Source organism: Nocardioides sp. Soil777 (assembly GCF_001428425.1).
In the GTDB taxonomy this organism is placed as follows: Bacteria; Actinomycetota; Actinomycetes; order Propionibacteriales; family Nocardioidaceae; genus Nocardioides; species Nocardioides terrigena.
On the sequence record NZ_LMSN01000017.1, the window covers coordinates 326005 to 352037 of the forward strand.

The following is a 26033-nucleotide window of genomic DNA, read 5'->3' on the forward strand; positions in this document are numbered from 1 at the left end:
GCGCCGCCGCGTCGTCACGTCGGCGACCCAGTGCACCGTTGCACGGTCGGGCTCACCGCCGCTTCACCCGCACCGGGTGGTCAGGCGAACTACCCGCTCCGGGTGAGGCGTCGGACACCGGGGGCTACCAGTGTCGGCACCAAGGCTCGGGGCAGTGACACCGTCCGTGACCGTGGTGAACCGGTACGCCGCGCTCGCCGCCCTCGCCGTCCGACAAGAGGAGGAGAGCCGTATGCCGACCGCGAAGAAGGTCACGCACCTGAGCCCGGAGGAGCGGGTCGCACGGGGGAAGGCCGCGCGCAACGAGGCCCCACGGAGCAGCCACGCCGGCTGGGTGCCCACGGAGGACCGTCCCGACCCGATATCGCTGCTGGAGGAGCAGGGGGCCAGCCGTGTCCCCGAGCTCGTGCCGCTGCGTTACGGCCGGATGATGGTCTCGCCCTTCACCTTCTACCGAGGTGCAGCGCTCATCATGGCGGCGGACCTGGCCACGACCCCGCACTCCGGACTGCGAGCCCAGATCTGCGGTGACGCCCATCTGTCGAACTTCGGTGTGTTCGCGTCGCCGGAGCGGAAGGCCATGTTCGACATCAACGACTTCGACGAGACCCTCCCGGGGCCGTGGGAGTGGGACGTCAAGAGGCTCGCGGCGAGCTTCGAGATCGCTGGCCGCGATCGTGGCTTCACCCCCTCGGAACGGCGCGCGGCCGTCGCAGCCGGCGTCGCGGAGTACCGGCTCCAGATGACTCGGGCGGCCGGGATGCGGCACCTGGACGTCTGGTACACCCACATCGAGGCCGAGCAGCTGCTCGGCCTGCTGAAGTCGAGCGGGACGAAGAAGCAGCTGACCAAGGCGAAGGCGAACCTGGCCAAGGCGCGAACACGGGACAGCATGCAGGCCTTCGCGAAGCTCACCCATGAGGTGGACGGACAACGCCGGATCGTCGCCGACCCGCCACTGATCGTCCCGATCGAGGACGTGGCGGCATCCTCCGCCGAGCCGGCGGCCTTCGAGGACGAGCTCCGCGGCCTGATCCGGTCCTACCGGCGGACGCTCGCGACCGACCGTCGCGTGCTGCTCGAAGGCTTCGAATATGTCCACGCCGCACGGAAGGTCGTCGGCGTCGGAAGCGTCGGCACCCGCGCCTGGATCCTCCTGCTGCAGGGCCGCGACAGCCAGGACCCGTTGTTCCTCCAGGCGAAGGAGGCACAGGAGTCGGTCCTCGAACGCTTCGTCGGCACCAGCAAGTACGCCAACCACGGGCAGCGGGTCGTGGCCGGTCAGCGCCTGATGCAGGCCGCCAGCGACATCTTTCTTGGTTGGCAACGCGTCACCGGGTTGGACGGGCTGGTCCGCGACTTCTACCTGCGTCAGCTGCGTGACTGGAAGGGCTCGGCCGACATCGACACCATGCCCGCCTCCGTGATGCTCTTCTACGCCCGGATCTGCGGAGCGACCCTCGCCCGGGCCCACGCCCGCTCCGGCGACCGGATCGCCATCGCGTCCTACCTCGGCAAGAGCGACGTGTTCGACTCGGCGATAGCCGACTTCGCCAGCGCGTACGCCGACCAGAACGAGCGCGACTACCAGGCCATGGTCGACGCCGTGAGCTCCGGCAGGCTCGAAGCACAGGCCGGCTTGTAGGGCGACCGGACATGCGAAAGGCCCTCACAGTCAGACTGTGAGGGCCTTTCGGATTTGTAGCGGGGGCAGGATTTGAACCTGCGACCTCTGGGTTATGAGCCCAGCGAGCTACCGAGCTGCTCCACCCCGCGTCGGTGAACAGAACCTTACGCGATGAGTGGGACCAACCCAAAATCGGGTCAGCTGTCCCTCGCATCCGCCAGCGCGAAGGCCTCGGTGATCAGGTCACGACCCTGCTCCATGAGCCGCGCCCAACCCACTGAGTTGCCGTTGGCCTGGGCCCGGTCGGCGGCGGCGAACTTGGCCTCCGCCTCCGCGAGCAGCGCACGGATCTGGTCGTTGACCGAGCCGGACGGCTCCGGTTCCGTCGGGGTCTCGCCGCCACCGCCGTCGGGATTCTCGGTGACGGGCGGGGTCCCGGTCGTCGGGTCGGACGCCGAGACGCCCAGGACGTCCGCGATGGCCTCGCGCAGCGTCGTACCGATGCCGATCTCGTCGCCGTAGGACACCGTCACGAACCGCAGGATCGGGAACGAGGACTCGGTGTCCGAGCGCTTCGCGTAGAGCGGCTGGACGTACATCAGCCCGTCGCCGACCGGCAGCGTGAGCAGGTTGCCCGGCACCGGGTCGACGCCGCCCTGGGTGAAGCTGAGCAGCTCCTCGCGCACGTCCTCGTCCGAGCTGAGCTCGTTGGCCACCTGGCCGGGGCCGTCAGTGCGCTCGTTCTGCAGCTCGAGCACCGAGATCTTGCCGTAGTTCTCGGTGTCGGTCGCGTCGCTGTTGACCGACACGTAGGACACCAGGTTGGCCCGCCCGCGCGGCACGTAGACGCTGGTCAGCGCCCAGGTGTCGTCGAGGAAGAGCCGGTACGGCGGCTGGAGGAACGCCTCCGCCTCGGGGTCGGTCGGGACCTCCCACCGGGTCGAGGCGTCGTACCACTCCTTGGCGTCGGTCTCGTGGTACTTGGCGAACTGGTAGCGCTGCACCTTGAACAGGTCGTCGGGGTAGCGCAGGTGCTCGAGGAGCTCGTCGGGAATGTCCTCGCGCGGCTGGAGGATGTCGGGGAAGACCTCGCCCCACGCCTCGGAGATCGGGTCGGTCTCCCACTCGTAGAGCGTCACCTCGCCGTCGTAGGCGTCGACGGTCGCCTTGACGGAGTTGCGCATGTAGTTGATCTCGTCGGTCGGCAGCGTCTGGAACCCGAGGTCGTCGGCCAGCGAGTCGTCCGTCATGGTCTCCAGCGACTCGCGCTGCGACAGCGGGAACTTGTCGGTGACCGTGTAGCCGTCGAGCACCCACTTGATGCGCCCGTCCACGACCACCGGGTAGGGGTCGGAGTCGACGGTCAGCCACGGGGCGACCTTCTCCACCATGGTGCGCGGGTGACGGTCGTAGAGGATCTTGCTGTTCTCGTGGACGCTGCCGGACAGCACCAGGTTGGGCTCCCCGAACTTCACGGCGTAGAGCACCTTCTCGAAGATGTTGCCGATCGGCACTCCCCCGTCGCCGTCGTACGTCGTGGTCTGGTTCTCGTCGCCGCGCTCACCCTTGGGCAGGTCGAGCTCGACGTCCGTGCCGTCGGTGGTCTCCTTGCCCACGATGGAGTACGTCGGGGACTTCTCGCCGTAGTAGACCCGCGACTCGTAGCCGTCCGGGGTCAGCTCGGTCAGCGAGCTCTCGTCGGTCTCCTGGCCCTCGGCCCACTGGACGTTGCTGGACTGGCGCTCGTCGTCCTCGGGACGCTGGTTGCCGAAGGCGGCGATGACGCCGTTGCCGTGGGTGTAGACGCGGTGCAGGTTGGACCAGGTCCGGTCGCCCTCGGCGAGTCCGGACTGGTCGAGCTCGCGGACCCCGACCACGACGGCCCGGTCCTTGCCGTCGATCTCGTAGCGGTCCACGTCGAGCACGTCGGGGACCGAGTAGTAGGCGCGGACCTGCTGCTGCTGCTCGAAGGTCTGGCTCACCACCTTGGGGTCGACCAGCGGCACCGACGAGGTGGCCGCGTCGAGCGTCTCGAGCTCGCCGTCGGTGTTGGGCTCGCTCGAGTAGGACTCGATCTCGATGTCGTCGAGGTCGTACGCCGCCCGCGTCGCCTCGATGTTCGCGGCGATGTACGGCCCCTCCTTGTCGGGCACGTTCGGGCTGACCTGGAACTGCTGGACCACGCCGGGGACGATCAGGCCCAGCAGGATCGCCGAGAGCGCGAAGAGCGCGATCCCCAGCGAGGGCAGCATCCACGTGCGGCGCCAGATGTTGAGGAAGAACAGCACGGCGCAGATCAGGGCGATGCCGGTGAGGATCTCCTTGGCCGGCAGCACGGCGTTGTCGTCGGTGTAGCCCATGCCGGTGAACAACGACCCGGTGCCGGTCACCAGGTCGAAGCGGTCGAGCCAGTAGTCGGCAGCCTTGGCGAGCACGAAGACACCGAGCAGCACCGAGATGTGGACCTGGGCGGCCCCCGAGACCCGGTCGCTGCTCGCGGACAGCCGGATGCCGCCGTAGAGGTAGTGGGTGACCGCGGCGGCCATCAGCCCGATGATCGCCAGGGCCATCACGAAGTCGGTGACGTAGTGCCACCAGGGCAGGTCGAAGACGTAGAAGCCGGCGTCGCGACCGAAGTAGGGGTCCTCGGTGCCGAACGGCTGCGAGTGCCGCCACAGCGAGTAGGCCCGCCACTGACCCGACGCCGAGGCACCCGCGAAGGCGCCCATCAGCAACGAGATGCCGGCGAGCAGCCAGCCCATGATCGGGGTGATCGCGTCGCGGTAGCGCTCGAGGTTGAGGTCCGCCGCTGCGGCGTTGAGGAAGAACGGCCGGAAGCGGTAGGCCAGCGCGATGTTGAGCGCCACGACCGCGGCCATCAGCCCGCCGAAGACCAGGAAGAGGCCGACCCGGGTCCACAGCAGGGTGCTGAACACCTCGGAGTAGCCGACCGAGCTGAACCACAGCCGCTCGGTCCAGAACGTCGAGAAGCCGGTGAGGGCGATGAAGAGCGCGACGATCACGCCGGCGGTGATGATCAGGGCCCGCGAGCGACCGCTGCGCTGCGGCGGCTCCTGCTGCTTCGCGGGCTGGTCCGGCTGGTCGAACATGCCACTCACTGGGTGTCTCCCTCGAGGGTGCTGCGGAGGAGGTCGAGGAGGCCCGGGACGAGCTCGGTCCCGTCGACCACCGACTGGTCGTCGTCGTGGGCGCGCAGGCGCAGTGCGCAGTAGGTCGCGCCGGCGCGGGTGGCGCCGGCCACGATCCGCACCTCCTGGCGCAGGGGGTGCTCGCGGGCGAACCGCTCGGCGTCGGCGGGGTCCTCGGGGATCTCCGGGTCGACCTCGGGCGGGAGCACGAGCCGCTCGACCACTGCTGCGCAGCCGGCGACGTCGTCGGGCCACACGATCGACTGGAGGGTGACCTCGAGCGACTGCTCGGGCGGCAGGGCGTCCTGCTCCACCGGGGTGAACGAGCCGTCCTCCGAGGCGGAGTCCAGTCCCATCTGCGCGGCCAGGTCGGGCTCCTGCGCCACGATGCGCGCGGTGTCGACCAGCGCGTAGAGACGGGCCGGCTGGTCCCAGCCGGCCTCGGCGATGTGGTTCTCGATCTCGAGCACGGCGGCGGCCAGTGCAGGATCCTGCGGGATCGTGATCTCGGTCATGACTGCTCCTCGCAGGTCGGGAGTGGGGCGTCGGGGTCGTCGACCCAGGTCTGGATCGCCTCCACCGCGTCGTGCATCGTGTCGGCCCGCACCAGGCGCATGTCGCCGGTGTCGAGCCCCGTCGTGTCGGGGCAGTTGTCGGGGGCCACCATGAAGAGGCGGGCCCCGGACTCCTCCGCCCCGGCGATCTTCTGCTGGATGCCCCCGATGGGTCCCGTGCGACCGTCGGCGTCGATGGTGCCGCTGCCGGCGACCACCTCACCGCCGGTGAGCGAGCCCGGGGTGAGGGTGTCGTAGATGGCCAGCGAGAACATCAGGCCGGCGCTGGGTCCGCCGATGCCGTCGCCGATGTCGACGCTGACCTCGAAGGGGAACGTGAAGCCCGGACCGGGGGTGATCCCGATCCGCTTGTCGCCGTCGAACTCCTCCGGGGTCACCTGGAGGTCCACCTGCTTGCCCTCGCGGAGCACCGTGAAGTCGAGCGGCTTGCCGACCGGGGCGGCGTCGACGGCGTCGACGACGTCCTGAGGGGTCTCGATCTCGGTGCCGCCGATGCGCTGGAGGACGTCGCGCACCCGGAGCTTCCCGGCCGCCGGGTAGTCGTCCTGGACGTTGAGGACCTCGACGACCGGCTGCACGTCGTACCCGAGCTCGGTCAGGGCGGTCGCCACCGCGGCGTCCTGCGACGACACCATCTGCACGGCCGACTCGGTGTCGTTGGTCTCGTCGGTCTCGTCGGGGGCGTAGACGGCCGAGCGCGGGTAGACCGCCTCGGTGGGGTCGAGCCAGGCGGCGACGAGGCGGTCGAGGGTCACGCGCTCCTGCGGCTGGTCGACGTAGATCGTGGTCAGGCGGAGCTCCCCGTCGTCGTAGTAGGCCTCGTGCCCGGAGACCTGCACCGTCTCCTCCCCGTCGCGCGTGGAGAGGATGTCGACGGTCGGCCCGGGGCTGTAGGTGACGTAGGGCAACGGCTGGATCGCCACCATCACCAGGAGGACGAGGAGCAACGGCAGGGCGAGAAGTGCCGCCATCCTCCGCTGACTCATGGCGTCAGCCTCTCAAACGATGACAAGCCGACTCATGGGGAGTCCGCGGGGAGTGCGCGTCACGAGGCCCGGCGACGGTCCGGGGCGGCGTCCCCGGCCCTGGTCGGGCGTACGGCGATGCCGGTGCTGCGGTCGTGGGTGCGGACGGGACGGGGCTGGCGCGAGGTCGGCATCTCCTTGGCCATGGCCCGGGTCAGGCGCTCGATCTGCTGGTCGCGGTCGACCTCGCCGCGGCCCTCGCGGCCCAGCCAGGCCACCCAGACCATCGCGCCGGTCGTCACCACGACCGGGGGTACGAGCCACCACAGGATCTCCACCTGCTCAGGGTAGGCCGACCCACTCCTCGTCACCGTCCGCGAAACGCTGGTGCTTCCAGATAGGTACCTCGGCCTTGAGCGTGTCGATGAGCGCCTTGGACGCGGTGAACGCCTCGCCGCGGTGGCTGGCCGTGGTCGCGACCACGACGGCGACGTCCCCGAGCTCGAGGTGGCCGACCCGGTGGACGGCGGCGACACCGTGGACGTCGTGCTCCTCTGCGATCCGCTCGCACACCTCGCGCAGGCGGGCCAGGGCCGTCGGGTGGGCGCTGTAGTCGAGGCTGATGACCGGCTTGTCGGGAGCCGGCCCCTCCCCCGCCGCCGTCGCCGGACCGTCGTGGTCGCGCACCATGCCGACGAACAGCGTCAGCCCCCCGGCGGCGAGGTCGTCGAGCGCGGCCACCACCTCGGCGACGTCGAGGGGCACCTCCCGGATGTCGACGAGGCGGACGACGTTGCTGGTGCTCATGCCCGGAGTCTAGGGACGCCCGCCGGGATCTGGCGTCGGTGAGTACCGTGGAGGACATGAGCAGCAACCCCGGCGACGGACCCGACGAGCAGAACCCGTTCAAGGGCACGCCCTTCGAGGCTCTCTTCGGGGGCCTGCAGGGAGGCGCGGGGATGGGCGGCATGCCCGACCTCTCCGCACTGATGGCCCAGATGCAGTCCCTGATGCAGCCCCACGACGGCCCGATCAACTGGGCCGTGGTCTCCGACATCGCGCGCAAGGTCGCGGCGCAGCAGCCGGACCCGACGCCCAGCCAGGCCCAGAAGGACGCGATCGCCGACGCCGTGCGCCTCGCCGACCACTGGCTCGACGAGACCACCGACTTCTCCTCCGGCGTCACCTCGACGGCCGCCTGGAGCCGGGCCGAGTGGATCGTGGAGACCCTCGACGTCTGGAAGCGCCTCGTCGAGCCGGTGGCCGGCTCCACGGTCAACGCCCTCGGCGACGCCCTCCCCGAGGAGGCCCGCGCCATGGCCGGCCCCCTGCTCGGCATGCTCGGCAAGGCGACCGGTGCGATGGTCGCCAGCCAGGTCGGCCAGGGCATCGGCGGTCTCGCCGGCGACGTCGTCGGCGCCTCCGACATCGGCCTGCCCCTCGGACCGGCCGGCAAGGCGGCCCTGCTGCCGCTCAACGTCGCCGCCTTCGCCGAGGAGCTCGACGTCAGCGCCGACGACGTGCTGCTCTACCTCGCCCTGCGCGAGGCCGCCCACCAGCGGCTCTTCGCCCACGTGCCGTGGCTGCGCGAGCACCTCATCGGCGCCGTCGCGGCGTACGGCAGCGGCATCGAGATCAACACGGCCGGCATGGAGGAGAAGCTGCGCGGCATCGACCCGATGAACCCCGCCTCCATGCAGGAGGCGATGGACGGCGGGCTCTTCGACCTGTCCAAGTCGCCCGCCCAGCAGGCGGCCCTGGAGCGCCTCGAGGTCACCCTCGCACTCGTCGAGGGCTGGGTCGACGAGGTCGTCGGCCAGGCCACGGAGGAACGGATGCCCTCCGCGGCCAAGATGCAGGAGGCCGTACGCCGCCGTCGCGCCGCGGGCGGCCCGGCCGAGCAGACCTTCGCCACCCTCGTGGGCCTCGAGCTGCGCCCGCGGCGGCTCCGCGACGCCTCCGTCCTGTGGGGCTCGCTGCGCGCCCGCCAGGGCACCGAGGGCCGCGACGGCGTGTGGATGCACCCCGACCTGCTGCCCACGGGCGCCGACCTCGACGACCCGCTCGGCTTCCGCGAGACCGCGGTGGCGCCCGAGTCGCTGTCCGACGAGGACTTCGAGGCCGGGTTGCGCGACCTGCTCGACGGCCCGTCCGCCGACGGTGACACCGGTCCCGAGCGCCCGACCGAGTGACCCTCCACTCCGACGCCCGGGCCGTGCTGGCCGGGTGGACTCCCCCGACCCCGCGTGACGCCGAGCTGCGGGACCGCTTCGTCGCGCACCTCGACGCCCAGCCGGCGGGCATGACCCGCGAGTGCCTGCCCGACCACCTCACCGCGGGCACCATCGTGCTGACCCCCGAGGCCGACGCGGTGCTGCTCAACCACCACCGCAAGGCCGGGGGCTGGTTCGCCTTCGGCGGTCACTGCGAGCCCGGTGACACCACCCTGGCCGGGGTCGCGCTCCGCGAGGCCCACGAGGAGTCCGGGCTCACCGACCTCGACTTCGACCCCGAGCCGCTCGACCTCGACGAGCATGCGGTGGAGTTCTGCGCGCCCGGCACGACCGTGCACCACCTCGACGTGCGCTTCCTGGCCACGGCCCCCCGGGACGGGGAGCACCGCGTGAGCGAGGAGTCGCTCGACGTGCGCTGGTGGCCGGTGGACGGCCTGCCCGACGTGTACGACGACATGCGCCGGCTCATCTCGGACGCGGTGGCCCGCCTCACCCGCTGACGCGCCGGCTCCGGTCAGTCGACGTCCGCGTCGTCCTCGTCCTCGGTCTCGCTCGACGGCGGATCCACCTTGGCGGCGGCCGACCAGCCCAGCAGGTAGCCCCGGGCCCGCTCCGATCGCGGGTAGCGGTCCACCCAGGCCCAGAACTTCTCGTCGTGACCGTGCTCGAGCAGGTGGGCCAGCTCGTGCACCAGCACGTAGTCGATGACCCACGACGGCATCCCCTGGAGCCGCTCGGAGAGCCGGATCGACCGGTCGCCGGGGCTGCACGATCCCCACCGCTGCTGCTGGTTGGTCACCCAGCGGACGCTGGACGGCGCCGCCAGCCCGCCGAAGTAGGTGTCGTTGAGGGTCACGGCCCGGGCCAGCAGCTGGTCGTCGGAGGGCCGGGTGCGCCGCTCCTTGCGCTCGAGACGCGCCACCATGTCGGCCACCCACTGGGCCTCGTCCCGCTTGCTCATCGCAGCCGGGATGAGCACGACGATGCGATCGCCCTCGCGGTAGGCCGACACCGTACGACGGCGCCGGGCGGACCGGCGTACCTCGATCTCGGGCGTGCTCACGCGCTCCACGCTAGCGTCCGGAGGGATCTGCCCAGGCCAGGAGCCGGTCGCGTCCCCAGGTGTTGACGATCCGGTCCGGGTCGATCCCGGCCTCCTGCGCTCGCTCGCAGCCGTAGTCGAGCATGTCGAGCTGGCCCGGGGCGTGGGCGTCGGAGTCGATGGAGAACAGGCAGCCGGTGTCGCGGGCGAGCTCGAGGAGCCGGGTGGGCGGGTCGCGCCGCTCGGGGCGACTGTTGATCTCCACGGCCACGTCGTGCTCGACGCACGCCTCGAAGACCGCCCGGGCGTCGAACTCGCTCTGCGGACGGGTCCCCCGGTTGCCCTCGACGCGGCGGCCGGTGCAGTGCCCCAGCACGTTGGTGAACGGGTTGGCGACCGCACCGAGCATCCGTCGGGTCATGGGCGCGGCGTCCATCCGCAGCTTGGAGTGCACGCTGGCGACCCGCACGTCGAGGCGCGCGAGCATCTCGTCGGTCTGGTCGAGCGCGCCGTCGTCGAGGATGTCGACCTCGATGCCCTTGAGCAGGGTGAAGGCGCCGCCGAGATGGTCGTTGACCGCCTCCACCACGCCCAGCTGGCGCTCCAGGCGCTCGACGCTGAGCCCGTTGGCCACCCGCAGCCGGGGCGAGTGGTCGGTGAGCACGAGGTAGTCGTGCCCCAGCTCCATCGCGGTCATCGCCATCTCCTCGATCGGCGAGCCTCCGTCGGACCAGTCGGAGTGGGAGTGGCAGTCCCCGCGCAGCGCGGCGCGGACCTCGCGCCCACCGGGGGCGAGCGGGCCGGCGTACTGCTTCTCGAGGCGGGCCAGGCGCTCGGGCTCCTCGCCGCGCACGGCCTCGGTGATGACGGCGCCGGTGCTCGGCCCGATGCCGGCCAGGTCGGTGAGCGTGCCTGCCGCGGCCTTGGCGGCGACGTCGTCGGGGTCGAGGGGCAGGATCACCGCGGCCGCCTTGCGGAACGCCTCCACCCGCCGTGTCTCCTCGCGGCCCCGCTCCATGAGGAAGGCGATCCGGCGCAGCGCCGCGACCGGTCCTGCCGTGTAGTCCTGCGCCACACCCGCACCTTTCTTCCGTCCACAGCCGCTGTTCCCCCATTGTGGCTGGTCAGCCGTGCGGCGCGCGCCCGGCCCGGGCGTGTCCCACACAGGCTCGTCCCGAGGCGCGCGGGGCTCGTCCCCAGCCCGGTGGCGTGTCGTGCACACCTTGTCCACAGCTTTGTCCACAGGGGTGGACAGCACGGCGTTGACCGCGTCGTCCCGACCTCCTAGCGTGACGCCCAGACGAGGTCGCACAGCCGGCCCGTGAGACGTCCGCTGGGGAAGGCAGGCGTGGAGCGGACGGCCGTGCGGCCTCTTCTTCGTCCCGTACGACGCCGGGTCGCGCGCGGCCGCCGATGAGTTGTGGTCAGCGCCCCTCGAAGACCGGCGGGCGCTTCTCGCGGCTGGCGCGGATGCCCTCCTGGAGGTCCTCGGTCGCCAGCGTCACCGGCTGGGCCAGCGCCTCCCACTGCAGGGCGCTCTCGAAGTCGGCGTGCCCTCCGTCGGCCAGCGCGATCTTGGTGAGGCGGGTGGCGATCGGCGCCGTCGCGGCGATCCCCTCGGCGGTCCGGAGCACCTCGGCGTCGAAGGACTCCGCATCGATGACCCGCGACACCAGGCCGATGCGCAGCGCCTCGTCGGCCTCGACCACGCGGCCGGTGAGCAGGAGGTCCCGGGCGTGGGCCGGGCCCACCACCTCGGGCAGCAGGTAGGTCCCGGCCATCCCGGCGTGCATCCCGAGCTTGACGAAGGGGACGCCGAGCTTGGCGCCCGGGGCGGCGTACCGGATGTCGCAGGCGAGGGCGAGACACAGGCCGGCGCCGATCGCGTGGCCGTTGACCGCGGCGATCGTCGGCACCTCGAGGCGCCGGATGGAGAGCCAGGCGCGGTAGAACGGCAGCATCCTCCGGCGCAGGTGGTCGACGGTGGCATCGGGCTCGCTGGAGATCCACGACGTGTTGCCGCCGGAGCAGAAGGCCGACCCCTCCCCGGTGACCACGACCACCCGCAGCGAGCGGTCCGCGGCCAGCTCGTCGATGGCGCGGACCCAGGACAAGGTCATCTCGTCGCTCATCGCGTTGCGCATGTCGGGGTTGTCGAGGGTCAGCACGGCGACGCCCTCGGAGGGGCGGTCGAGGCGCAGGTGCGTGTAGTCGGCCATGGCCGGAAGGGTACTGACCGCCGAGCGCCGCGCTCCCCCGGTCACCCGCCACAAGTGTGTCGCGGGCCGCCGGGGCGCGGTTTGGGTAGTGTCACAGGCGGACCGGGTGTCCCCACGCTCCCGGACCCGCACGGGCTTCCCCACCCGACCCGCGCGACAACAGCGTGATCAACAGTCAAGGAGGCCGTCATGGCAGAGACCTGGAGCGGCGAGTTCTACTGCGTGAAGTGCAAGGAGAAGCGCGAGGCGGAGGGCGAGGTCAAGGTCAACGACAAGGGCACCCGGATGGCCAAGGCCGTCTGCCCGGTCTGCAGCACCAACCTCAACCGCATCCTCGGCAAGGCGTGACCCGGACCGGTCACTGACCCCACCAGCAGCTGCACGACGGCGTCGCCCCACGGGGCGACGCCGTCGTCGTCTCGGGTCGTCTCCGGTCGTCTCCGGTCGCCTGCGACGGCCCTGTGGAGGAGCAGGTGCGCGAACGACCCGCGTCGGGGCAGGGTGGCCGGCATGCGCCTGTCGTCCCCGCTGCCCGTGCGGCTCGAGACCATCGACCCGTGGCACGCGTACGTCGCCCCGCTCGCCGCCGCCGCCGGCCTGCGGCACGACCCGCGTGCCGAGGTGGTCCTGCACGTCACCGACCTGCCCGACGACTGCCGGCGCGCCGATCCGTGGGTCGTGGACTCCCGACCGCACCTGACGGTCGCGGCGGTGCCCGACGCCGTACGGGTCGGACCGTTCGTCGTCCCCGGCCTGACCGCCTGCCTGCGCTGCGTGCGCGCCTGGCGCGACGGGCCCACCCCGTCCGACCGTCCGGTCGCGGCGCCGCTCGCCCCCGGGCCGGGCGTGGACGCGGGACTGCTGGCGCTGGCACTGGGCTGGGCAGCCCGCGACGTCGCCACGTGGGTCGGTGGCGGCACCCCGTCGACGTGGTCGTCCACCGTCACCGTGGGGACCGACCTCCGTCCCGACGCCCGGTCGTGGCAGCGTCACCCGCACTGCGGGTGCTCGTGGGGCGAGGCCGTCTGACCTACCACCACTCGCTGTCGAGCTTGCCCTCGATCGCTCGCAGGTGGGTGCGGGAGCACTCCTCGCAGTAGGTGCGCTGGCGACCGTTCTCCACCGACGTCGTCCAGGTGAGGGTCTCGGCCCCGGTCCCCTGCCGGCCGCAGAAGTCGCACGTCGTCGGCTGCTCGCTCACGCCCTCGAGGTTACTGGAGAAGAAATGCCGACAGCCGGCACGATCCCCGGAGGGTTCGTGCCGGCTGTCGCTCTGCATCACCCGCGATCAGGGCGAGGCTGGTCCTAGATCGCACGGGCGAGGGCGAGACGCGCCTGCTGTGCAGCCTGCTCGGCCTTGCGGCTCATCCGGCGGGCCAGGGCCAGCTGGTGGCCACGCCGGTTCTGCTGCGCCTCTCCCAGGCGCGCGGTCATCTGTGCGCGCGCCAGGTCTTCCTGCATGGTGTTCATGTCGTATCCGTCTCTGTGGAGAAGTGTCATGTGAATGTCCGAAGGTCCTGCCTGAGAAGTGGTGAGGACCGCCGTCAGGCGGCGACCTCGTCCTGGTTCTTGCGGGGTCGGCCGCGGGGGCGCTTGCGCGGGATCACCACGCCTTGGAGGAAGAGCTCGCCGCCCCAGACGCCCCACGGCTCGCGCCGTTCGAGAGCGCCGTCGAGGCACATCGCCTGGACCGGGCATCCCTGGCACAGGCTCTTGGCGTGCTCGACATCCGTGGGGGACTCGGCGAACCACAGCTCTGCGTTGTTGGTGCGGCAGGGCAGCAGCTCGTCGTCCACCTGCGCAGCTGCGTCGTGCAGGTCACCCAGGTCGTGGGCGGCGTCGGCAGCTCGGTTGCGGTCGAGAACACTGATGGTCATGTGTGTCACCTCCTTCTCGTGGACCTGATCGCTGGTGCAGAAGAAACTCGTGTCTGCGGGATCCGGCCCAGCTGTCTCCCGTTACGGAGAAACAGAAAGGCCGCGGATCCCGGTGTGGGTTCCGCGGCCTGGAGGCTGCCGATGTGCGTCTGGTGTCAGACGATCGGTGGTCTCCAGGCGGTCGGACCCGGGAATGCTCCCTTGACGCGGATGGCGTCGAGCTCGATGCCGCGAACGGCGTCGACGGCGTCCATGACGGCGATGCCGGCCACGTGGGCCAACGGCGTCGCGACGGACTTCACCTGCTGAAGGCAGGGAGCGGCCGCGCGCGGGGACGTGGCAACAGCGACGGGCATGCCGAAGGACGGCGTCGAGGCCGTCATGGTGTTGGTGTAGATCTCCATCTGGTGCCACCTCCTTCGGGGCGTCGGGCGCCGACCAGTGCCAGTGGTCGTAAGCGCGTGGGCTGTTGGAGAAGAAACTAACGCCTGCCCCGTGTAATGGGCAAACGATTTAATGGGTATTTCTTCAGATTTCCTTCGAGACGAGCGCGAGGACGTCGTCGCCGTACTTGCTGAGCTTGGAGGGACCGACCCCGCTGATGCGCCGCAACGCCCCCTCGTCGGCGGGCCGGTGCTCGGCGATCAATTGGAGGGTCGCGTCGGTGAACACGACGAACGCCGGCACCTTGTCGTCCGCGGCACGCTCGAGGCGCCACTCGCGCAGTCGCTCGAAGAGGGCCTCGTCGTACGACGCCGGGCAGTCCGCGCAGCGGCCGAGCTTCTTCTCCGCGGGGGTGCTGAGGGCGGTGCCGCACTCGCGGCAGTGCATGGCCTTGCGGTTGCGCCGGCTGGGCGCCTTGGACGCGGCGGCCCGCTCGACCTCGGCCACCTCGTCGAGGAACCGTGAGGGCTTGCGGGTGGCCCTGCCCCCGGGGTTGCGCGCGAGCGCCCAGGAGATCGACAGCTCGCGGCGGGCCCGGGTCATGCCGACGTAGAGCAGCCGACGCTCCTCCTCGACGGCCGCCGGGGTGTCGGCGTAGGTGATCGGCAGGGTGCCGTCCTGGAGGCCGCACAGGAAGACGGCGTCCCACTCCAGGCCCTTGGCCGCGTGCAGCGTGGCCAGGGTGACCCCGTCGGCGAGCGGCGCGTGCTGCTCGGCGGCGCGACGGTCGAGGTCGTCGACGAAGTCGCCGAGGGTGGCCCCCGGCTGCTCGACCACGAACTCGGTCGACTGGTCGACCAGCGCCTGCAGCGACTCCCACCGGTTGCGGGTCTCGCCGCGGGTGCCGGGGGCCTCGGCCGACCAGCCCATCCCCGAGAGGGTGGCGCGCACCAGGTCGGGGACGGTGCCGTCCTCCTGCCCACCGCGGGCGGTGCCCCGCAGGAGGGTCACGGCCTGTCGCACCTCACCCCGGTCGAAGAAGCGGGCCGCACCGCGGACGACGTACGGGACGCCCCGCGAGGTGAGCGCGTCCTCGAACGTCTCGGACTGGGCGTTGATCCGGAACAGGACGGCCATCTCACCGGCCGGGGTGCCGGCGGCGCGCAGCGCGGCGATCCGGTCGGCGGCCGCCGCGGCCTCGGCGACCTCGTCGGCGTGGGCCGTGTAGCGCACCGGGCTGCCGGACGGCCGCTGCGCGACCAGGTCGACGCCCTTGCTCGGGGTGCCGGCGAGCAGGTGGTTGGCGGCGGTGACGACCTCGGGGGTGGAGCGGTAGTTGCGGACCAGCTCGATCGAGGTGGCGTCGGGGAACTTGGTGGTGAACTCACGCAGGTAGGCGGCGTTGGCCCCGGCGAAGGAGTAGATCGTCTGCGCGGGGTCGCCGACGACGCACAGCTCGTCGCGCCCGCCCAGCCAGAGGTCGAGCAGGGCCGACTGGAGCGGGGACACGTCCTGGAACTCGTCGACGACGAGCCACTTGTACTGCCGGCGCACCTGCGCCGCCACCGCCTCCTCCTCGGCGAGCAGCCCGGCCGCGAAGAGCAGGACGTCCTCCATGTCCATCCGGCCCTGGCCGCGCTTGACCTCCTCGTAGCCCTCGAAGATCCGGCCGACGGTGTCGGGGTCGAGGGTGGAGACGGAGCGGTTGCGGGCGGGGGCGACCCGGGCGTAGTCGTCGGGCCCGACGTTGCTGACCTTGGCCCACTCGATCTCGCTGGCCAGGTCTCGCAAGAGCGCCTGGTCGGCGTTGATCCGTTGGCGACGGGCGGCCTGCGCGAGCAGGCCGATCTTGGACTCGATGAGGTTGGGCAGGTCGTGCCCGTGGACGCGGGGCCAGAAGTAGCGCAGCTGGCGCAGGGCGGCGGAGTGGAACGTGCGGGCCTGGACTCCCCCGGCGCCGAGCCCGCGCAACCGGCCTCGCATCTCGCCCGCCGCCCGTGTCGTGAAGGTGACCGCCAGGACCTCGGTGGGGACGTAGAGCCCGGTGGCCACGCCGTAGGCGATGCGGTGGGTGATCGCCCGCGTCTTGCCCGTGCCCGCGCCGGCCAGCACCCGCACGGGGCCACGCAGCGCCTCGGCGACCCGACGCTGCTCGGGGTCGAGCGCGTCGAGCAGGTCGGTGGGGGGGGGCATGGGCGTGGAACAACTCCTGCGCGTGGTTGGTTGGACTCGGCGGAACACGAGAAACCCTAGACGTCAGGACCGACACCCATGACCTTCACGATGTACAGCACCCCCTGGTGCGGCTACTGCCACCGGCTCCGCGGTCAGCTCGACCGGGAGGGCATCGCCTACGAGGTGGTCGACATCGAGCAGCAGCCCGACGCGGCGCTGATCGTCGAGCAGGCGAACAACGGCAACCAGACGGTCCCGACCCTGGTCTTCGCCGACGGCTCCGCGCAGACCAACCCGAGCCTGGCCCAGGTCAAGGAGAAGCTCGCCGCGCTGGCCTGACGCGCGACGGTCCGGGCGTCACCAGCCGCCCGGCAGCGGGGCGCCGTACCAGTCCTCGATGAGCGAGGACGAGATCGAGATGCCGGCCGGGATGAGGACCTCCCCGGACTCGCAGCCCTCGCGCAGCTCGTCGCGGGTGAACCAGCGGGCGTCCGCGATCTCCGCCCCGTCGACGTCGATGTCGGTGGTGACCGCGACCCCGCGGAAGCCGATCATCAGGCTGGCCGGCAGCGGCCACGGCTGGTTGCCGAAGTAGGCCACGTCGCCCACGGTGACGCCGACCTCCTCCAGCACCTCGCGGCGTACGGCGTCCTCGAAGGTCTCCCCCGGCTCGACGAAGCCGGCCAGGGTCGAGTAGCGCCCCTGCGGCCACACGGCCTGGTGGCCGAGCAGCAGCCGCTCGTCGACCGACCCGGGCTCACCGTGGGTGATCGCCATGATCACCGCCGGATCGGTGCGCGGGAACTGCTGGCGTCCGCACCCGGTGCAGGCGAGCTCGTGGCCGGCGTGCCGGGACTCCAGCGCCGAGCCGCAGCGCGGGCAGTGCCGGGTGACCCAGTGCCACTCCGCGAGGCCGATCGCGTGGAAAAGCCACGGAGCGGCACCGGGGTCGGCGACCAGCGCGGGCAGCAGCCCCCGCAACGGCACCCACTCCTCCCGCTCGCCGGGCACGTCGTCGGGGTCGGCGAGCACCGCGAACCGGGTCTCCCCGTCGCGCTCACCGAGCAGCACCCGGGTGCCCGCCGGCGCGTGCGCCGGAGCCACCCAGCCGAGGTCGCCGTCCACCGGTCGCAGCCGGTTGCCGGCGACGACGAGCACCTTCGTGCCCGGGTCGGCCCACCGCTCGTCGAGCCACGCCTCGTCGGTGCGACGCTCCCCCACCCTGTTGTGCGCGTGGGCGGAGAGGGCCAGGTGCGGGAGGCTGCGCTGGGGGCTGCTGTCGTTCACGTCCGCCACGCTACTGGCCCGTGGGTCGTGCCCGTCGCCCTGCCATATCGTCGGCCCATGAGCACCCACATCGGCGCCCGTCCCGGCGAGATCGCCCCCGTCGTCCTCATGCCCGGGGACCCCCTGCGAGCAAGGTGGATCGCGGAGAACTTCCTCGACGACGCGCAGTGCTACACCGAGGTCCGCGGCATGTACGGCTACACCGGCACGTGGCGCGGCCACCGGGTCTCCGTCCAGGGCTCGGGCATGGGGCAGCCCTCGCTGGCGATCTACGCCACCGAGCTCTTCCGCGAGTACGACGTGCAGTCGATCGTCCGCGTCGGCTCCTGCGGGGCGCTCACCGAGGCGGTGGCCGTGCGCGACGTGATCATCGCCAGCGGCGCGTGCACCGACTCCTCGATGAACACCCACCGCTTCCACGGCTACGACTACGCCCCCGTCGCGGACTTCCACCTGCTCCGCCGGGCGTACGACGCCGCCGCGGCCCTGCCGGGCACCACCACGCACGTGGGGCTGATCTTCTCCAGCGACTCGTTCTACTCCCCGCGCGTCGAGCTGATGGCGCCGATGATCGACCACGGGGTCCTGGCCGTCGAGATGGAGGCCAGCGCGCTCTACACGCTCGCCGCCGCCCACGGGCGCGCCGCGCTGGCGATCTGCACCGTCTCCGACCACATCGTCACCGGCGAGGAGACCACCTCGCAGGAGCGCGAGCAGACCTTCGGCGCGATGATCGAGATCGCGCTGACCGCCGCGCTGCCCGACTGACCGCCCGGCGGCGCCCTCTGCCCCGGCGACGCCCCGGCGACTCCCGGCGACTCGTGCTCACTGGCGGCGGCCGACAACCGGGTCGTCGTACCGACTGTCGCGGGCCGCCAGTCCGCGTGGGCACCTGGCCCTGAGCCCCAGGACCACGTGCTGACTGGCGGCGGACGACAACCGGGTCGTCGTACCGACTGTCGCGGGCCGCCAGTCCGTGTGGGCGCCGGGTGCAGGCCGGCGACCACCCTGGGTCAGAGCAGCTCGACCTCGAGGCGGGCGAGCGTGGCGGGGTCGCCCAGCATCTCGACCCGGGTGATGACCCCGTTGGCGATGGTCAGCACCCACGCCGACCGCGTCGTCCCTCCCGGAGCCCAGACGGCGGCGGGCAGGCCGTCGACGTACGCCGCTTGGGCGGCGGCCGCCCGGCCGTGGAAAACCTCGGCGACCGTCTCGCGGCCTCGCATGACGGGGTCGAGCGCGGGTGCCCCGAGGTGACGTCGGGTCGCGGCGGCGCTCACCGAGAACGCGTCCGCGCGCAGTTCGATGTCGGGGTCGAGCATCGTGAGCAGGCGCTCGAAGCGGCCCTCCCGGGCGGCCTCGAGGAAGGCATCGACGACCTCGCGCTGGCGCCGGCGGTCGGGCTCCGACTCGCCACCGCGGACCTTGCGCCGGGCGCGGGAGGCGAGCTGGCGCGCGTTGGCCGGGCTCGTGTCGACGATCGGCGCCACCTCGTCGAAGGGCACCCCGAAGAGGTCGTGCAGCACGAAGGCCAGCCGCTCGTTGGGGCCGAGCTGGTCGAGCACCACCAGCAGGGCGGCGCCCACCGCGTCGGCCGTGACCACCTGGTCGGCCGGGCCCGGATCGTGTGCGTCGACGGTCTCCGGCAACTCGCCGACGGGCTGCTCCCGTCGGGTCGCACCGGACTTGAGGGTGTCGAGGCAGATCCGCGACACCACCGTGGTCAGCCAGCCGTCGAGGTTGTCGATGCCGTCGGGCTCGCTGCGGTGCAGGCGCAGCCACGCCTCCTGCACCACGTCGTCGGCGGCGGCGTGGTTGCCGAGCATCCGCACCGCGACCGCGTGCAGCCGCGGGCGCGCGCGCTCGAACCGGCCGGCCAGCACCTCGTCCTCGGTCATGTCCCCATCCTCCCGCGTCCGACCGGACCCCAACCGGGTCCGTCGACGACATGACGAGCGGCGGGCGACGGGTGTGACACCGGCGCTCAGCCGCTGACGATGCGCTCCAGCTCCTCGCGGCCGGGGAGGTCGTCGGGCTCCACGGTCTGTCCCGAGCGGACGTAGTGGAACACCGCGCGCACCCGCTCGAGCGGGGTGCCGGTCAGCTCGGCCCACGCGAGGCGGTAGATCGCGAGCTGGAGCGGGTCGGCCGTCGCCGTCCTGTTGGTCTTCCAGTCGACGACGACGAAGCCGCGCTCACCGTCGACGTCCTCGGCGTAGACCGCGTCGATCCGGCCGCGGACCACCTGACCGGCCAGCACCAGCGCGAACGGCGCCTCGACGGCGTGCGGCACGCGGTCGGCGTACGGGCCGGACTCGAAGCGGGCGACCAGCTCGGCGAGCTCCGACTCGTCGTCGATGCCCGCGTCGGCGCGCCCCTCCAGCTCGTCGTAGGGGATGAGCTCGGGCTGCCCGAAGCGGGACTCGACCCAGGCGTGGAACCGGGTGCCGAACCGTGCCGCCGACGACGGCTTGCGCGGCATCGGCCGGGCCAGCTCGCGGGCGAACAGCTGGGGGTCGTCGCGCAGCCGACTCATCGCGGTCGCGGACAGGCTGGAGGGCAGCTCGACGCGGATCTGCCCGCCCCGATCGGCCCGGGCCTCGGCCAGCAACCGCTCGATGGCGGCGTCCCAGTCGGCGACCTGGCCTGCCGTGACGACGTCGAGCCCCTCGTCGGGCGCGTCCGGATCGACCGCTCGGACGGCCTCGGCCGCCGCGAGGCGCAGCCTGGCCTCGCGGCCGATGCCGGTCAGCGGCCACGGCCGGGACGGGTCCTCGCCGGCGTAGGGGTGCACGGCGTCCCTCGCCGGCTTGTCGAGCCAGCCGGCGACCTCCTCGCCCCACCCCTCGATGACGTCACGCATCGTCTCCTGGAAGGGCGAGGGCCCGAACGGGGTCTTGCGGGCGTTCCACAGGAACGAGGTCACCCACATCTCGTGCTCGGCCCGGGTGAAGGCGACGTAGCCCAGCCGGAGCTCCTCGGTGGCCTCGTGCTGCTTGGAGGCCGCCCGATAGGCGTCGAGGGCGGCCTTGTCGTAGCCCTGGAGCTGCGGGAGGTCGCGGGCGTCGCCACGCAGCGGCGCCGGCATCACCGACGGAGAGGAGGTCCACAGGGTGCGGCCACGGTTGGACGGGAAGCGGGTCTCCCCCACGCCGACGAGGAACACCGAGTGCCACTCGAGGCCCTTGGAGCGGTGCACCGTGAGCAGCTTGACGGAGTCGGCCTCGGACGGCGTCGCGGCGTCGAGGCCGTTGCCCTGGTCGTCCTCGGCGGTGAGGTAGGCCAGCAGCGCGGGCAGGCTGACGTCACCGTCGACCGCCTGGAACTCGGCGACCGCCTTGACGAACAGGTCGAGGTTGTCCCGCCGGGCCAGGGCTGCTGGACCGACAGCGGAGGAGAGCTCGATGTCGACGCCGGAGGTGTCGATGACCCGGCGGACGACGTCGAGCAGCGGCTCGGAGACGTGGGCGCGCAGCATGCGCAGCTCACCGGCCAGCAGGGCGAAGCGCTCGCGGGCCTCGGTCGAGTAGGGCAGGTCGGTGCCGGGGTCCTCCAGGGCGTCACCGAGCGCCGGCACCTCGGCCGGGTCGACGCCGTCGGCGATCTCGAGGAGCTGCTCGCCGATGTCGGCGGCCTCGGGGGCGCGACCGCGACCGCCCGACAGCTCACCGGCGCGCTGGGCGAGCAGGTGCAGGTCGCGCGGCCCCACCGCCCAGCGCGGTCCGGTGAGGAGGGTCAGCAGCGAGGCGTTGGCCGTGACGTCGTGCATCAGGTGCAGGGTCGCCACGATCTCGGCCACCTCGGGCAGCCGCAGCAGCCCGGAGAGCCCGACGATCTCGACCGGGACGTCGGCGCCGGTGAGGGCGTCGAAGACCTCCTCGGCGTGGGCGTTGTCGCGGGTGAGCACCCCCAGCCGCGACCAGTCACCGGTGCGACCGTGGGCCTCCCGGACCCGCTCGACCAGGGCGGCGAGCTCCTCGCGGTGGGTCTCGTAGACCTGGGTCTGCACGATGCCCGGCGCGGCGCCTTCCTTGGCGACCAGCGGGGAGACCTGCGGGAAGGCGTCGTAGAGCGGCCGGGCCAGGACGTTGGCGAGGTCGAGGATGCGTGCGTCGGAGCGTCGGTTGACGGTGAGCGGGAGGACCGGCACCCCACCGCGGGCAGCCGGGAACGTCTCGGCGAAGTTGAGGATGTTGGACACCGAGGCCCCCCGCCAGCCGTAGATCGCCTGGTTGGGGTCGCCCACCGCGGTGACGGCGTGGCCGAGCCCGGACGCCTCGTCGGGCCCGGAGAACAGCCGGGAGAGCATGAGGGCCTGGGCGACCGAGGTGTCCTGGTATTCGTCCAGCAGGACCACCCGGAACTTGTCGCGCTCGGCGGCGCCGACGTCGGGTTGCTCGTCGGCGAGCCGGGCGCCGAGGGCGATCTGGTCGGAGAAGTCCATGAGGCCGAGGTCGGCCTTGAGCCGGCGGTAGCTCTCGACGAGCCCGAGCAGCTCGGCCCGACGGTCGATGGCGGAGAGCGCCTTGTCGATCTGCTCGAGGTAGGTCGCGCGGTGCTTGCCCTGCGCCTCCTCCAGGCGGGCGGCCAGGAAGCCCGGCCGCTCCGCGGCGTCGAAGGCGCGCACCTCGGCGGGCGAGCGCAGGTGCTCGCTCATCGTCGAGTCGAGGGCGAGGAGGTTCTGGATCGCGGTCTCGGCGTGGTCGGTGAGGTGCTCGACGACACCGGTGTAGCGATCCACCACCCGGGCGCCGAGCTGGTAGCGCGCGGCGTCGGTGACCACCCGGGTGTCGGGCTCGTGGCCGATGCGCAGGCCGTGCTCGGTGAGCAGGTTGGCGGCATAGGCGTTGTAGGTCGCCACCGTCGGCTCGAGGACGTCCTCCTCGTCGTCGCGGGGCGCGGCGTCCAGGACCCCGGCCGTGACGAGGGCGGCACGGATGCGGGTGCGCAGCTCGCCGGCGGCCTTGGTGGTGAAGGTGAGGCCGAGGATCTGGTCGGGGCGCACCTGGCCCGTGACCACGAGGTAGACCACGCGGGCGGCCATCAGCGTGGTCTTGCCCGAGCCCGCACCGGCGATGACGACCGCGGGTGACAGCGGTGCGGTGATGGCGGCCCACTGCTGGGGGCTCGGCGCGAAGGACGCCTGCATGACCGCCTGGAGCTGCTCGGGGGTGTCGATCTGCAGTGCGGGACGGACGCCCGCGACGGTCGTGGCGGTCACTGGGTCACCACCGATCCGGCGCCCTTGGCGGGGCACAGCGAGACATAGGGACAGTCCTTGCAGTGGTCTCCGGGAATGGCGGGGAACTCCTCACGGCGCAGGTAGCCGGCGGCGACGGACAGCGCGGCGTGCAGCTCGTCGCGCTCGGGCGAGTCGTCGGGCTGCGGGTCCTGGCGCTGCTCGACGGCCGACGGGTTGTCGTCGAGGGACCCCAGCTGCACGAGGAACGCGCCGCCCGATGCCGCGCCGGGCACGACCTCGTCGACGGCGCCGCGGTCGACCGCGAGCTGGTAGAGGGCGAGCTGGGAGTCGCGCTGCACGGCCTTGCCGGACGGCTTGGTGCGCCCGGTCTTGAGGTCCACGACGACCACGCGGCCGTCGTGGTCGACCTCGAGGCGGTCGACGTAGCCACCGAGTCGGACCTGCTCGCCGTCGGCGAGCTCGACGACGGTGGTGAACCTCGCCTCCGTGCCCACGAGGGTGCGGGGGTTGGAGTGGTGCCAGGCGAGGAACCGGGCCAGGGCCGACCGCACCCGGGCGTGCTCGCGGGCGGCGGCCCACGGCGTGCGGAACTCCAGGCGCTGCCACACGGCGTCGACGTGCTCCATGAGCAGGTCGGCGTCGTCGGGGCCGGCCACCAGGTCGCCGGTGCCGACCCGCTCGGCGAGGGCGTGCACGATCTGGCCCAGGTTGGCCGACTGGTGGGAGCGCGACACCCCGCCGGCCTCGCGGGACAGGAAGTGCTGGGTCGGGCAGGTCATCAGCCCCGACAGCGTGCTGGCCGAGAGCGGCACCGGCTGGTCGGCCGGGCGCACGGGGTGGGCGGACAGGCTGGCGGACCGGGTGCCCCACCACGTGGCGGGGTCGGCCTGCGGCACCAGGGACCGTCCGCCGACCGACTCCCGCGCCAGGGCCTTGAGGCGGCGCGCGGCGGCCTCGGCCAGGGCGGGCGGGGTGTCGGGGTCGGCGAGGTGCTGGCGCAGGTCGCTGACCAGGCCCGCCATCGAGAGCGGACGGCGGGGGCGTCCGCTGTGGTGGACGGCCGGGATCTGCAGCTCGCCCAGGAACCGGGACGGCTGCTCGCCCTCGTCGTCGGCCGACGCGACCGCGGTGACCACCAGCCGCTGGCGGGCGCGGGTGCAGGCGACGTAGAAGAGGCGGCGCTCCTCGGTGAGGAGCTCGCGCGTGCTGACCGGCGGCACCAGGCCGTCGGCGCGGATCCGGTCGGCCTGGAGCAGGGTGCTGCGCCGACGCAGGTCGGGCCAGACGTCCTGCTGGACATGGGCGACCACCACCAGGCGCCACTCCAGGCCCTTGGCGCGGTGGGCGGTGAGCAGCCGCACCGACGCGCCACGGACCCCGCGCTCGGCCAGGGTGTCGCCCGGGATCTGCTGGGCGACCAGGGTGGCGAGGAAGTTGGCGATGCCGAGGTGGTCCTTGCGCTCCTCGGCCCGCGCCGCGGCCTCGAAGAGGGCCACCACGGCGTCGAGGTCGCGGTGGGCGCGCCGGGCGGCCGCACCGCCGAGCTCGACCCCACGCCGCAGGCGCTCGGGCCACGAGGTGCCCGACCACAGCAGCCACAGCACCTCCTCGGCGGTGTCACCGTCGGCCTGGGCGGCCCGCGCGCTCCAGAGCAGGGTCACGAAGGCGCGGGCCCGGTCGACCTCGGGGCCCTCCAGCCCGGTGAGGAAGTCGGGGTCGACGAGCACCTGGCGGACCAGTTCGCGGGAACGGCGCGGAGCCCGCTCCTCCGCCTTGGCCGCGACCTTCTCCCGGGCCCTCAGGAGCCGGCCGAGCCGGCGCAGCTGACCGGCATCGAGGCCGGCGAGCGGGCCGAGCAACATCGCCTCCGCCCGGGAGGGGTCGATGAAGTCGACGTGGTCGCCGTCCTCGTTGTCGAGGTTGAGGATGGCCCGCAGGGCGTCGAGCAACGGCAGGGCGGCGGGGTCACGCACGAGCGGGACGTCGTCGCCCGCCACCTCGACGGGCACCCCGGCGCCGCCGAGCGAGCGACGCAGCCCGGGGATGGACGTCCGGCCCGAGCGCACCAGGACCGCCATGTCGTCCCACGCGATGCCGTCCTCGAGGTGGGCGCGACGCAGCAGGTCGGCCAGGTGCTCGGCCTCGGCACGCTCGGTGTCGAAGGTCAGCACCTCGACCCGCCCGTCCCCGTGAGCACCGGACTCCGCCACCGGGGCGGCGAAGTCGGCGCGCGCCGCCTCCGGGATGGTGCCGGGCAGGGCGATCCCACCGGCGATGCGCTGGGCGGCCAGCAGCAGCCTCGGCCCGAACCGGCGGGTCGTGCGCAGCGCCACCACCTGGGCGGGCGACCCGTCGGCGGCGGGGAACGTCGTGGGGAACTCGAGGATCCCGCGCACCTCCGCCCCCCGGAAGCCGTAGATCGACTGGTGCGGGTCGCCGACGACGGTGAGGTTGCGCCCGTCGCCCGCCAGCTCCCGGAGCAGGGCGACCTGCCCGGGGTCGGTGTCCTGGTACTCGTCGACGAAGACGTGGGTGAAGCGGGCCCGGAGCTCGGCGCGGTGCTCACCGGCCAGGGCGGTCGCGCGCCGGATGAGGTCGGAGTAGTCGATCGCGCTCTGGGCGTCGAGGTTGTCGAGGTATTGCTGCATGAACAGGCCGGCCGCGACCAGCTCGGGTGCGCCCTCCTCGCGCCCCATCGCCACCAGCCCGCGGTCGTCGAGACCGTTGTCGCGGGCCCGCCCGAGCACCGCCTGCACCTCGCGGGCGAAGCCCCGCGTGCCGACCGCGCGCGCCAGCGACTCCGGCCAGGCGACCGACTCGGGGTGGTCGGTGAGGAGCTCGCGCATGACCACGTCGGCCTCGGGCGCGGACAGCAGCCGCAGCGGGCCGTCGTAGACGCCGGCAGGCGTGTAGGTCCGCACCAGGCCGTAGGCGAACGAGTGGAACGTCGAGCTCAGCGTGGTCGTGCTGGTGCGCCCGAGGCGGGCGGTGACCCGGTCGCGCAGCTGCTCGGCCGCCTTGCGGGAGAAGGTCAGGGCCAGCACCTCGTCCGGGGCGGCGCCGCGCTGCTCGATGCGGTCGACGATCGCCTCGACCAGGGTGGTGGTCTTGCCGGTGCCGGGCCCGGCCAGCACCAGCATCGGGCCACCGGGGTGGTCGACCACGCGCTGCTGGTGGGCGTCGAGGACCGGTCCGGCCACCTGTCCGGGCTGGCTGCGCTCGAGCCGGTAGGTCGGCCTCGCGAGGTGCTGCCCGGGGTGCTGGATGGTCACGGGACGACCCAACCAGACGACACC

At 72.4% G+C, this 26033-nt stretch carries 24 protein-coding genes and 1 tRNA gene; 7 read left to right on the forward strand and 18 right to left on the reverse strand.

The window, feature by feature from the left end; genetic code table 11:
* Nucleotides 1-154: 154 nt before the first annotated feature.
* Nucleotides 155-1645 (forward strand): DUF2252 domain-containing protein, encoded by a 1491-nt coding sequence (locus ASG88_RS16790; protein WP_235534892.1) that lies wholly within the window; start codon nt 155-157, stop codon nt 1643-1645.
* 57 nt (nt 1646-1702) lie between these two features.
* Here the strand turns inward: ASG88_RS16790 and ASG88_RS16795 are convergent.
* The 6 genes from ASG88_RS16795 to ASG88_RS16820 all read right to left on the reverse strand — a co-directional run bounded on the left by ASG88_RS16795 (nt 1703) and on the right by ASG88_RS16820 (nt 7123).
* Nucleotides 1703-1776 (reverse strand) — tRNA-Met (locus ASG88_RS16795).
* A gap of 48 nt (nt 1777-1824) precedes the next feature.
* A complete protein-coding gene (locus tag ASG88_RS16800; RefSeq protein WP_056888573.1) occupies nt 1825-4737 on the reverse strand; it encodes a UPF0182 family protein in 2913 nt (970 codons plus the stop codon).
* A 5-nt stretch (nt 4738-4742) separates the two neighbouring features.
* Complete coding sequence (locus tag ASG88_RS16805; RefSeq protein ID WP_056888574.1) at nt 4743-5291, reverse strand: PPA1309 family protein; 549 nt, start codon at nt 5289-5291, stop codon at nt 4743-4745.
* Nucleotides 5288-6337 (reverse strand): PDZ domain-containing protein, encoded by a 1050-nt coding sequence (locus ASG88_RS16810; protein WP_056888575.1) that lies wholly within the window; start codon nt 6335-6337, stop codon nt 5288-5290. Before ASG88_RS16810 ends, ASG88_RS16805 begins: the two co-directional genes overlap by 4 nt.
* 59 nt (nt 6338-6396) lie before the next feature.
* Nucleotides 6397-6654, reverse strand: a complete 258-nt coding sequence (locus ASG88_RS16815; RefSeq protein ID WP_056888576.1) for a hypothetical protein — start codon at nt 6652-6654, stop codon at nt 6397-6399.
* Nucleotides 6655-6658: 4 nt separating this feature from the next.
* Nucleotides 6659-7123, reverse strand: a complete 465-nt coding sequence (locus ASG88_RS16820) for a molybdenum cofactor biosynthesis protein MoaE (protein WP_056888577.1) — start codon at nt 7121-7123, stop codon at nt 6659-6661.
* A 56-nt stretch (nt 7124-7179) separates the two neighbouring features.
* Here ASG88_RS16820 and ASG88_RS16825 point away from each other — a divergent pair, with 56 nt between their 5' ends.
* Both ASG88_RS16825 and ASG88_RS16830 read left to right on the forward strand, forming a co-directional pair.
* On the forward strand, nt 7180-8508 hold the full coding sequence (locus ASG88_RS16825) for a zinc-dependent metalloprotease (RefSeq protein WP_056888578.1): 1329 nt from the start codon (nt 7180-7182) through the stop codon (nt 8506-8508).
* Nucleotides 8505-9050, forward strand: coding sequence for an NUDIX hydrolase (locus ASG88_RS16830; RefSeq protein ID WP_056888579.1), 546 nt, complete (start codon nt 8505-8507; stop codon nt 9048-9050). Before ASG88_RS16825 ends, ASG88_RS16830 begins: the two co-directional genes overlap by 4 nt.
* A 14-nt stretch (nt 9051-9064) precedes the next feature.
* Here ASG88_RS16830 and ASG88_RS16835 read toward each other — a convergent pair whose 3' ends face one another.
* The 3 genes from ASG88_RS16835 to ASG88_RS16845 form a co-directional block, all read right to left on the reverse strand.
* Complete coding sequence (locus tag ASG88_RS16835; protein ID WP_235534893.1) at nt 9065-9613, reverse strand: M48 family metallopeptidase; 549 nt, start codon at nt 9611-9613, stop codon at nt 9065-9067.
* Between the two features lie 10 nt (nt 9614-9623).
* Nucleotides 9624-10667 (reverse strand): PHP domain-containing protein, encoded by a 1044-nt coding sequence (locus ASG88_RS16840; RefSeq protein WP_056888580.1) that lies wholly within the window; start codon nt 10665-10667, stop codon nt 9624-9626.
* Between the two features lie 349 nt (nt 10668-11016).
* Nucleotides 11017-11811, reverse strand: a complete 795-nt coding sequence (locus tag ASG88_RS16845) for an enoyl-CoA hydratase/isomerase family protein (RefSeq protein ID WP_056888581.1) — start codon at nt 11809-11811, stop codon at nt 11017-11019.
* Nucleotides 11812-12000: 189 nt separating this feature from the next.
* Here ASG88_RS16845 and ASG88_RS23580 point away from each other — a divergent pair, with 189 nt between their 5' ends.
* On the forward strand, nt 12001-12159 hold the full coding sequence (locus ASG88_RS23580) for a DUF5679 domain-containing protein (RefSeq protein WP_091115022.1): 159 nt from the start codon (nt 12001-12003) through the stop codon (nt 12157-12159).
* A 162-nt stretch (nt 12160-12321) separates the two neighbouring features.
* On the forward strand, nt 12322-12840 hold the full coding sequence (locus ASG88_RS16850) for a hypothetical protein (protein ID WP_056888582.1): 519 nt from the start codon (nt 12322-12324) through the stop codon (nt 12838-12840).
* A 1-nt stretch (nt 12841) separates the two neighbouring features.
* On the opposite strand, the gene ASG88_RS23585 is transcribed toward ASG88_RS16850, so the two are convergent.
* The 5 genes from ASG88_RS23585 to ASG88_RS16870 form a co-directional block, all read right to left on the reverse strand.
* Nucleotides 12842-13012, reverse strand: a complete 171-nt coding sequence (locus ASG88_RS23585) for a hypothetical protein (RefSeq protein ID WP_199907442.1) — start codon at nt 13010-13012, stop codon at nt 12842-12844.
* Nucleotides 13013-13116: 104 nt separating this feature from the next.
* The gene (locus tag ASG88_RS16855; protein WP_199907441.1) at nt 13117-13281 is read right to left on the reverse strand and encodes a hypothetical protein; all 165 of its coding nucleotides are present in this window, start codon (nt 13279-13281) and stop codon (nt 13117-13119) included.
* A gap of 74 nt (nt 13282-13355) precedes the next feature.
* Nucleotides 13356-13688, reverse strand: a complete 333-nt coding sequence (locus ASG88_RS16860) for a WhiB family transcriptional regulator (RefSeq protein ID WP_056888584.1) — start codon at nt 13686-13688, stop codon at nt 13356-13358.
* Between the two features lie 155 nt (nt 13689-13843).
* Nucleotides 13844-14092 (reverse strand): hypothetical protein, encoded by a 249-nt coding sequence (locus ASG88_RS16865; protein WP_056888585.1) that lies wholly within the window; start codon nt 14090-14092, stop codon nt 13844-13846.
* Between the two features lie 124 nt (nt 14093-14216).
* Entirely contained in the window at nt 14217-16265 is a 2049-nt protein-coding gene (locus tag ASG88_RS16870) for an ATP-dependent DNA helicase UvrD2 (protein WP_056888586.1), read from the reverse strand.
* Between the two features lie 78 nt (nt 16266-16343).
* Here ASG88_RS16870 and ASG88_RS16875 point away from each other — a divergent pair, with 78 nt between their 5' ends.
* Nucleotides 16344-16586, forward strand: a complete 243-nt coding sequence (locus tag ASG88_RS16875) for a mycoredoxin (RefSeq protein WP_056888587.1) — start codon at nt 16344-16346, stop codon at nt 16584-16586.
* 18 nt (nt 16587-16604) lie between these two features.
* On the opposite strand, the gene nudC is transcribed toward ASG88_RS16875, so the two are convergent.
* Nucleotides 16605-17534, reverse strand: coding sequence for an NAD(+) diphosphatase (gene nudC / locus ASG88_RS16880; RefSeq protein ID WP_056888646.1), 930 nt, complete (start codon nt 17532-17534; stop codon nt 16605-16607).
* A 57-nt stretch (nt 17535-17591) separates the two neighbouring features.
* Between nudC and deoD the strand changes: the two genes are divergently transcribed.
* Nucleotides 17592-18302: a purine-nucleoside phosphorylase gene (gene deoD, locus ASG88_RS16885; RefSeq protein ID WP_056888588.1), complete on the forward strand. Its 711-nt coding sequence runs from the start codon at nt 17592-17594 to the stop codon at nt 18300-18302.
* A gap of 245 nt (nt 18303-18547) precedes the next feature.
* Here deoD and ASG88_RS16890 read toward each other — a convergent pair whose 3' ends face one another.
* The 3 genes from ASG88_RS16890 to ASG88_RS16900 all read right to left on the reverse strand — a co-directional run bounded on the left by ASG88_RS16890 (nt 18548) and on the right by ASG88_RS16900 (nt 26009).
* Nucleotides 18548-19432: a sigma-70 family RNA polymerase sigma factor gene (locus ASG88_RS16890; protein WP_056888589.1), complete on the reverse strand. Its 885-nt coding sequence runs from the start codon at nt 19430-19432 to the stop codon at nt 18548-18550.
* Nucleotides 19433-19518: 86 nt separating this feature from the next.
* The gene (locus ASG88_RS16895) at nt 19519-22755 is read right to left on the reverse strand and encodes an ATP-dependent helicase (RefSeq protein WP_235534894.1); all 3237 of its coding nucleotides are present in this window, start codon (nt 22753-22755) and stop codon (nt 19519-19521) included.
* Nucleotides 22752-26009, reverse strand: a complete 3258-nt coding sequence (locus ASG88_RS16900; RefSeq protein WP_235534895.1) for an ATP-dependent helicase — start codon at nt 26007-26009, stop codon at nt 22752-22754. The genes ASG88_RS16895 and ASG88_RS16900 overlap by 4 nt, the downstream gene beginning before the upstream one ends.
* Nucleotides 26010-26033: the final 24 nt, after the last annotated feature.

Bases quoted from the DNA above. Each gene is read 5' to 3' on its own strand.
- ASG88_RS16800 (WP_056888573.1), bottom strand. From the start codon at position 4,737: ATGTTCGACCAGCCGGACCAGCCCGCGAAGCAGCAGGAGCCGCCGCAG.
- ASG88_RS16805 (WP_056888574.1), bottom strand. From the start codon at position 5,291: ATGACCGAGATCACGATCCCGCAGGATCCTGCACTGGCCGCCGCCGTG.
- ASG88_RS16810 (WP_056888575.1), bottom strand. From the start codon at position 6,337: ATGAGTCAGCGGAGGATGGCGGCACTTCTCGCCCTGCCGTTGCTCCTC.
- ASG88_RS16820 (WP_056888577.1), bottom strand. From the start codon at position 7,123: ATGAGCACCAGCAACGTCGTCCGCCTCGTCGACATCCGGGAGGTGCCC.
- ASG88_RS16825 (WP_056888578.1), top strand. From the start codon at position 7,180: ATGAGCAGCAACCCCGGCGACGGACCCGACGAGCAGAACCCGTTCAAG.
- ASG88_RS16845 (WP_056888581.1), bottom strand. From the start codon at position 11,811: ATGGCCGACTACACGCACCTGCGCCTCGACCGCCCCTCCGAGGGCGTC.
- ASG88_RS23580 (WP_091115022.1), top strand. From the start codon at position 12,001: ATGGCAGAGACCTGGAGCGGCGAGTTCTACTGCGTGAAGTGCAAGGAG.
- ASG88_RS16850 (WP_056888582.1), top strand. From the start codon at position 12,322: ATGCGCCTGTCGTCCCCGCTGCCCGTGCGGCTCGAGACCATCGACCCG.
- ASG88_RS16855 (WP_199907441.1), bottom strand. From the start codon at position 13,281: ATGAACACCATGCAGGAAGACCTGGCGCGCGCACAGATGACCGCGCGC.
- ASG88_RS16860 (WP_056888584.1), bottom strand. From the start codon at position 13,688: ATGACCATCAGTGTTCTCGACCGCAACCGAGCTGCCGACGCCGCCCAC.
- ASG88_RS16865 (WP_056888585.1), bottom strand. From the start codon at position 14,092: ATGGAGATCTACACCAACACCATGACGGCCTCGACGCCGTCCTTCGGC.
- ASG88_RS16870 (WP_056888586.1), bottom strand. From the start codon at position 16,265: ATGCCCCCCCCCACCGACCTGCTCGACGCGCTCGACCCCGAGCAGCGT.
- ASG88_RS16875 (WP_056888587.1), top strand. From the start codon at position 16,344: ATGACCTTCACGATGTACAGCACCCCCTGGTGCGGCTACTGCCACCGG.
- deoD (WP_056888588.1), top strand. From the start codon at position 17,592: ATGAGCACCCACATCGGCGCCCGTCCCGGCGAGATCGCCCCCGTCGTC.
- ASG88_RS16890 (WP_056888589.1), bottom strand. From the start codon at position 19,432: ATGACCGAGGACGAGGTGCTGGCCGGCCGGTTCGAGCGCGCGCGCCCG.